The organism is Roseateles sp. GW823-FHT07B05, assembly GCF_058794515.1.
The window spans coordinates 1-1,280 of sequence record NZ_JBXAGX010000040.1 but is presented as its reverse complement, the minus strand read 5'-3'; the positions used below and the strand labels follow the sequence as shown (position 1 = coordinate 1,280).

Genomic DNA, 1,280 nt, shown 5'->3' with positions numbered 1-1,280 from the left:
GCTCATACGGTCGTTATCTCCTGGATCTCGGCGAGCGCAATGGTCCCCGGCGCTCTGCTGAAAAACGCGGCTGGCATCTGCACGGCGCGCTTCGGCGTTGGCGGCACGACGGCAGCGAACTGGGCCGTTCGGCAGGAGCGTGAGATTCGCACCAGCTTCAAGACGCTGCCGTCCGCGCTCCAGATCATCCGGTTCTCGTACAACGACTGGAACCGGCAGGTCACGGATTCCATGCCGCCCGAGACCTTCGCGACGAACCTGCAAACGCTCATCACGGCGGCTCAGGCGAACCCGGCGACGAAGGGAATCCTGCTGCTGACCGACCCGGCCACGTCCTCCGCCGACAACAAGGCGCGGCTCTACGCCGAATACGCGGCAGCGGCGAAGGGCCTGGCAGGCGGCAACGTGGCCTATATGGACCTGGCGGCCGCAATGGCTGACTGGAACACACAGAACGGCTACGGCTGGTACGTTGACTTTGTTCACCGCACGGCCGCAGGCTTCACGGCTGAGGCCCGCCTCGTGGCCGACGCGTTGCTGTCACCATCCCTGCTGACGCGCTAATGCTCGCCAAGCGAAGCAATCACCGGCTGGAGCGCTTGCTCAAGCTCCCATGCGATCTGTCGCATGGTGGCGAAGTGCACTTCCTGCAGTGGCTTCGGACCTGCTGGCGAGGATATGCGAACCTGCGGGTCATAGTCCGTCTTCACGGCCTGATAGTCGGCGTCGTCAATCTCGCCGTCGACATGTCCTCCGCCTTCCTTGTTCCGCATCACGCGCGTGAGTCGCTCACGGCTGATGCGTTTTCCGTGGCTCGTCTCCAGCACATCGCCCTTCCACCAGATGCGGAAGTCGACAAGCCTGAGCCAAGGCGGTTTGCTTGTAAAGAAGCAATGGGGCACGCAGCGTGGATGGTTTTCGTTGAGCAGAATTGCGGTCATGGGCCCAGAGCCAATCCAACCCTCCTGTTCAAACACGGCCGACCTGGCCGTGTCGGGGTACCGAAGGGTCTTCTGGATTCCCAGCAGCCTCAGCAGCGACTGCTTCGTCCCATCTCCCACCAGCATCTGAACTTCGCCTGCGAGCGTGAGAGCCTGCCAAGTCTTGCCGGCATCGAAAGACGCGCCGTGGGTCTGCAAGGCATCGAACTTCTGAACGAGCGTCTCCAGCAGTTCGTTATGCGTCTTTACGTACTTGAACTCATCCCGCGACTTCTTGGTCATGGTCGCCGCCTCCCGTTGTGTGCGAGTGTGACAGCCTGATCCCAATCCCCTGCCGGT

General features: G+C 62.2%; 2 protein-coding genes. One reads left to right on the top strand and one right to left on the bottom strand.

Features of this window, described 5'->3' with window-relative positions:
* The coding region (locus tag AC1Q7O_RS27555; RefSeq protein WP_492662637.1) for a GDSL-type esterase/lipase family protein at positions 1–564 on the top strand (564 nt) is incomplete at its 5' end.
* Here AC1Q7O_RS27555 and AC1Q7O_RS27550 read toward each other — a convergent pair.
* Positions 561–1,223, bottom strand: coding sequence for a hypothetical protein (locus AC1Q7O_RS27550; protein ID WP_492662638.1), 663 nt, complete (start codon positions 1,221–1,223; stop codon positions 561–563). The two genes, AC1Q7O_RS27555 and AC1Q7O_RS27550, sit on opposite strands and share 4 nt — an antisense overlap.
* Positions 1,224–1,280 lie beyond the last annotated feature (57 nt).

What these genes read in the sequence shown, in the direction of transcription:
- AC1Q7O_RS27550 (WP_492662638.1), bottom strand. Translation starts at nt 1,223, where the DNA reads ATGACCAAGAAGTCGCGGGATGAGTTCAAGTACGTAAAGACGCATAAC.